1 pseudogene is annotated in these 392 nt (G+C 76.5%); it reads left to right on the forward strand.

What is annotated here, in order from left to right:
- A pseudogene (locus G3I78_RS50425) lies at window positions 1–392 on the forward strand (AMP-binding protein); the annotation flags it as partial.

Here is a 392-nt window from a genome sequence, read left to right on the forward strand (position 1 = left end):
CGTCGTCGGCGAGCTCGTGCTGTCCGGCCCGTCGCTCATGGCGGGCTACCTGCACCACCTCGCCGCCCCGGCGCGCGGCAGGGGAGCGCGGGTCGCGGAGCACCGCACCGGCGACCTCGCGCGGCTCGACGACGGGGGGAGGATCGTGCCCGTCGGCCGCACGCGGGACATGATCATCCGCGGGACGACCAACATCTACCCGGGCCTGTTCGAGCCGCGCGTCGCGGCGCTCGACGGCGTCGGCGAGGCGGTCCTCGTCGGCGTGCCGCAGGTGGACGGGGACGAGCGGGTCGCGCTCGTGGTCACCTCGTCGGTCGGCTCGACGGGCACCTCGACGGGCACCTCGACGGGCTCGGTGACGGGCTCGGTGACCGACGGCGCGCCGACCCGTC

The sequence above is a fragment of the Streptomyces sp. SID13726 genome (assembly GCF_010548375.1).
Lineage (GTDB): Bacteria > Actinomycetota > Actinomycetes > Streptomycetales > Streptomycetaceae > Streptomyces.